The 5,500-nt window shown below is 65.0% G+C and carries 4 protein-coding genes; all 4 read left to right on the forward strand.

Annotated elements, in window-relative coordinates; genetic code table 11:
• The coding region (locus tag ACTHNR_RS21080) for a citrate/2-methylcitrate synthase (protein WP_440549613.1) at positions 1-187 on the forward strand (187 nt) is incomplete at its 5' end.
• A 69-nt stretch (positions 188-256) separates the two neighbouring features.
• Positions 257-1,900 (forward strand): acyl-CoA synthetase, encoded by a 1,644-nt coding sequence (locus tag ACTHNR_RS21085; protein ID WP_440549619.1) that lies wholly within the window; start codon positions 257-259, stop codon positions 1,898-1,900.
• Between the two features lie 54 nt (positions 1,901-1,954).
• Complete coding sequence (gene acnD / locus ACTHNR_RS21090; protein WP_440549615.1) at positions 1,955-4,549, forward strand: Fe/S-dependent 2-methylisocitrate dehydratase AcnD; 2,595 nt, start codon at positions 1,955-1,957, stop codon at positions 4,547-4,549.
• 27 nt (positions 4,550-4,576) lie between these two features.
• The coding region (prpF, locus tag ACTHNR_RS21095) for a 2-methylaconitate cis-trans isomerase PrpF (RefSeq protein ID WP_440549617.1) at positions 4,577-5,500 on the forward strand (924 nt) is incomplete at its 3' end.

The following is a 5,500-nucleotide window of genomic DNA, read 5'->3' on the forward strand; positions in this document are numbered from 1 at the left end:
CAGCGCCGTGTCGTATCACATGATGGGCGTGCCCACGGCCATGTTCACGCCGCTGTTCGTGATCTCGCGCACCGCGGGCTGGAGCGCGCACATCATCGAGCAACGCATCGACAACAAGATCATCCGGCCGAGCGCGAACTACACTGGACCGGAGAACCTGAAGTTCTTGCCGATCGGCAAACGCTGATCGCAAACCGGGGGCCCATGTCATGCATGGGCCCGCCATGGCGGTACCGCAGAGGTGGGGAGACATATGATGAGCACAGACATGTACGAAGCAGGCCTTGGCAAGAACGCCGCGAACTTCACGGCGCTCACGCCGTTGATGTTCATCGAACGCGCGGCGAGCGTATACCCTACCCGCCTGGCCGTCGTTCACGGCGACATTCGCCGGACCTGGAAGGAAACGTATGAGCGCACGCGGCGGCTCGCCTCCGCCCTCGCCGCGCGCGGCATCGGCCTAGGCGACACCGTCGCCGTCATGCTGCCGAATACGCCGTCCATGGTCGAAGCGCATTTCGGCATCCCGATGGCCGGCGCCGTGCTCAATACGCTCAATACGCGCCTGGATGCTTCCACCCTGGCCTTCATGCTCAATCACGGGGAAGCCAAGGCGTTGCTCGTCGATCGCGAGTTCGCCGAGCTCATGCGCGCCGTGCTGCCGGCCGTGGAGCGGCCGATTCTCGTCATCGACGTCGACGACCCGCTCTACACCGGCCCCGGCGATCGGATCGGCCAAATCGAATACGAAGCGCTGCTCGCGAGCGGCGATCCGGAGTATGCCTGGACGCCCCCGAGCGACGAGTGGAACGCGATCAGCCTGAATTACACGTCCGGCACGACGGGCAACCCAAAGGGCGTCGTCTATCACCATCGCGGCGCTTACACGGCCGCGATCAGCAACATCCTCGAATGGGACATGCCCAAGCATGCGGTCTATCTGTGGACGCTGCCCATGTTCCACTGCAACGGCTGGTGCTTCCCGTGGGCGGTTGCCGCGCGTGCCGGCGTCAACGTCTGCCTGCGCAAAGTCGATGCGAAAGCGATCTTCGACCTGATCCGCGCCGAAGGCGTCACGCACTATTGCGGCGCGCCGATCGTCCATAACCTGCTGGTCAACGCACCCGATGACGTGAAGGCCGGCATCGAGCACCGCGTCCATGCGATGGTGGCCGGCGCCGCGCCACCCGCGGCGCTGATCGAGAGCCTCGAGCTGCTCGGGTTCGAACTGACGCACGTGTACGGCCTGACCGAGGTGTACGGCCCGGCATCGGTTTGCCCGCAGCAAGCAGAATGGTGCACGCTCGACATCGGGGAACGAGCGCGCTTGAATGCGCGTCAAGGCGTGCGCTACCACTTGCAAGAGGGCTGCGCGGTGCTCGATCCCAACACCATGACGCCCGTGGCCGCCGACGGCGAAACCATCGGCGAAGTCATGTTCCGCGGCAACATCGCCATGAAGGGTTACCTGAAGAACGCGACCGCCACCGAGGAAGCATTCCGCGGCGGCTGGTTCCATACGGGCGATCTCGGCGTGGCCTACCCCGATGGATACGTGCGCATCAAAGACCGCAGCAAGGACATCATCATCTCCGGCGGCGAGAATATTTCGAGCATCGAGATCGAGGACATCTTGTATCGGCATCCGGCCGTGCTGGCCGCCGCCGTCGTGGCGAAGCCCGATCCGCGATGGGGCGAAACGCCTTGCGCCTTCGTCGAATTGAAGGCAGGCGCGACGACCACCGCGGCCGAGCTGATCGCGCACTGCAAGGCGCACCTCGCCGGCTTCAAGGTGCCGCGCGCGATCGAGTTCGTCGAGTTGCCGAAAACATCGACGGGCAAGATTCAGAAATTCGAGCTGCGCAAACTGGCCAAGTCCGTTTCCGCGATCGACGTATGACACGCGTTCGTACATCCGATCGTTTCGCGCCCTTCAACATCCGCCTTACGCCAAATGAACACTGAATACCGCAAAGCACTGCCCGGCGCCGGGCTCGACTACTTCGATGCGCGCGCCGCCGTCGACGCCATCGAGAAAGGCGCGTACGACACGCTGCCCTACACGTCGCGCGTACTCGCCGAAAACCTCGTTCGCCGCTGCGAACCGTCGCTGCTGACCGACGCGCTCAAGCAATTGATCGAACGCAAGCGCGACCTCGATTTCCCGTGGTTTCCGGCGCGCGTGGTCTGCCACGACATCCTCGGTCAAACGGCGTTCGTCGATCTCGCCGGCCTGCGCGACGCCATCGCGGCGCGCGGCGGCGATCCCGCGCTCGTCAATCCGGTCGTGCCGACGCAGCTCGTCGTCGATCACTCGCTCGCAGTCGAATGCGGCGGATATGACAAGGACGCCTTCGCCAAGAACCGCGCGATCGAGGATCGCCGCAACGAAGACCGCTTCCATTTCATCGACTGGACGAAGAAGGCGTTCAAGAACGTCGACGTCATTCCGCCGGGCAACGGCATCCTGCATCAGATCAATCTCGAGCGCATGAGCCCTGTCGTGCAGGTTCACGACGGCGTCGCGTTTCCCGACACGCTGGTCGGCACCGATTCGCATACGCCGATGGTGGACGCGCTCGGCGTGATCGCGGTGGGCGTGGGCGGCCTCGAAGCGGAGAGCGTCATGCTCGGCCGCGCATCGTGGATGCGCTTGCCGGACATCGTCGGCGTCGAGCTCATGGGCGAACGCCAGCCCGGCATCACGGCCACCGACATCGTGCTGGCATTGACCGAATTCCTGCGTAAGGAAAAGGTCGTCTCGGCGTACTTGGAGTTTTTCGGCGCAGGCGCCTCGCGCCTCACGCTCGGCGATCGCGCCACGATCGCGAATATGGCGCCGGAGTTCGGCGCGACGGCCGCGATGTTCTACATCGACGAGCAAACGATCCGCTATCTGAAGCTCACGGGCCGCGACGACTCGCTCGTCAAGCTCGTCGAAACGTATGCGAAGGAAGCAGGCCTGTGGGCCGATACGCTTTCGCATGCGCAGTACGAGCGCGTCTTGCGCTTCGATCTCTCGAGCGTCACGCGCAATATCGCGGGCCCGTCGAACCCGCACCGCCGTGTGCCGACGACCGAGCTCGCCGCGCGCGGCATCAGCGGAAAAGTCGAGAACGAACCGGGCAAGATGCCCGACGGCGCCGTCATCATCGCCGCGATCACGAGCTGCACGAACACGAACAACCCGCGCAACATGATCGCGGCGGGCCTACTCGCACGCAACGCGAACCGCCTCGGGCTCCTGCGCAAACCGTGGGTCAAGACTTCGCTCGCCCCTGGGTCGAAGGCCGTGACGCTCTACCTCGAGGAAGCCGGGCTGCTGCCCGAGCTCGAACAGCTCGGCTTCGGCGTCGTCGCGTATGCCTGCACGTCGTGCAACGGGATGTCGGGCGCGCTCGATCCGGTCATTCAAAAGGAAATCGTCGACCGCGACTTGTACGCCACCGCCGTCCTGTCGGGCAACCGCAACTTCGACGGACGCATTCATCCGTACGCGAAGCAGGCGTTCCTGGCGTCGCCGCCGCTCGTCGTCGCCTATGCGATTGCCGGGACCATTCGGTTCGACATCGAAAAGGACGTACTCGGTCTCGACAGCGCCGGCAAGCCGATCATGCTGAAGGATCTGTGGCCGACGGACGAGGAGATCGACGCCGTCGTGGCATCGAGCGTGAAGCCCGAGCAATTCCGACGCGTGTACGAGCCGATGTTCGCGATCACGGCGCAGCGCAGCGAAACCGCGCAGCCGCTCTATGGGTGGCGCCCGCAAAGCACCTACATCCGCCGTCCGCCGTATTGGGAGGGTGCGCTCGCGGGCGAGCGTACGCTCAAGGGCATGCGCGCGCTTGCCGTGCTCGGCGACAACATCACGACCGATCACATCTCCCCTTCGAATGCGATCATGCGTACGAGCGCCGCGGGCGAGTACCTCGAAAAGATGGGGCTGCCCGAAGAAGACTTCAATTCGTATGCGACGCACCGCGGGGATCACTTGACCGCCCTGCGCGCCACGTTCGCCAACCCGACGCTCAAGAACGAAATGGCGATCGAGAACGGCGAGGTCAAGACCGGCTCGCTCGCCCGTATCGAACCCGAAGGCCGCGTCACGCGGATGTGGGAAGCGATCGAAACGTACATGGAACGCAAGCAGCCGCTCATCATCATCGCCGGTGCGGACTACGGACAAGGCTCCTCGCGCGACTGGGCCGCCAAGGGCGTACGCCTGGCCGGCGTCGAAGCGATCGTCGCCGAAGGGTTCGAGCGCATCCATCGCACGAACCTCGTCGGCATGGGCGTGTTGCCGCTGGAATTCAAAGCCGGCACGACGCGCACGACGCTCGGCATCGACGGCACCGAGACGTTCGACGTCATCGGCGCGCGTACGCCGCGCGCCGACCTCACGCTCGTCATCGTGCGCAAGAACGGCGAACGCGTGACCGTGCCGGTTACGTGCCGCCTCGATACGGCCGAAGAGGTGTCGATCTACGAGGCGGGCGGCGTGCTGCAGCGCTTCGCGCAAGACTTTCTCGAATCGTCGATGGCCGCGTAACTTGCGTAATCCAAGGACAACCCACGAATGACGCACTCACCGCAAATCAAGATTCCCGCCGTGTACATGCGCGGCGGCACGAGCAAGGGCGTGTTTTTCCGCTTGCAGGATTTGCCGGCGGCCGCGCAGACACCCGGCGCGGCGCGCGACGCGCTGCACATGCGCGTGATCGGCAGCCCCGACCCGTACGGCAAGCATATCGACGGCATGGGCGGCGCCACCTCGAGCACGAGCAAGACCGTCATCATCGCGAAGAGCACGCGGCCCGATCACGATGTCGACTACCTGTTCGGTCAGGTGGCGATCGACAAGGCGTTCGTCGATTGGACCGGCAACTGCGGCAATCTCTCGGCCGCCGTGGGCCCGTTCGCGATCTCGAGCGGGCTCGTCGATCCCGCGCGCGTACCGCGCGACGGGATCGCCGTGGTGCGGATCTGGCAAGCGAACATCGGCAAGACGATCGTCGCGCACGTGCCGATGACCGCCGGCGCGGTGCAGGAAACCGGCGACTTCGAACTCGACGGCGTGACGTTCCCGGCCGCCGAAGTGCAGCTCGAATTCATGGACCCGGCCGCCGAAGAAGACGGCGCGGGCGGCGCGATGTTCCCGACCGGCAACCTGGTCGACGATCTCGAAGTGCCGGGCGTCGGCACGCTGCGCGCGACGATGATCAACGCGGGCATCCCGACGATCTTCGTCGACGCCGAGGCGATCGGCTACAAGGGCACCGAGTTGCAGGACGCGATCAATGGCGACGCGCAGGCGCTCGCGAAGTTCGAGACGATCCGCGCGCATGGCGCGCTGCGCATGGGCCTGATCAAGCATCTGGACGAAATCGCGACGCGTCAGCACACGCCGAAGATCGCGTTCGTCGCGAAGCCGGCCGACTACGTCGCGTCGAGCGGCAAGCAGGTTCGCGCGGGCGACGTCGATCTGCTGGTGCGCGCGATG

Origin of the sequence: Trinickia sp. (genome assembly GCF_051954495.1) — a bacterium.
Classification (GTDB): domain Bacteria; phylum Pseudomonadota; class Gammaproteobacteria; order Burkholderiales; family Burkholderiaceae; genus Trinickia.

Bases quoted from the DNA above. Each gene is read 5' to 3' on its own strand.
- ACTHNR_RS21085 (WP_440549619.1), top strand. From the start codon at position 257: ATGAGCACAGACATGTACGAAGCAGGCCTTGGCAAGAACGCCGCGAAC.
- acnD (WP_440549615.1), top strand. From the start codon at position 1,955: ATGAACACTGAATACCGCAAAGCACTGCCCGGCGCCGGGCTCGACTAC.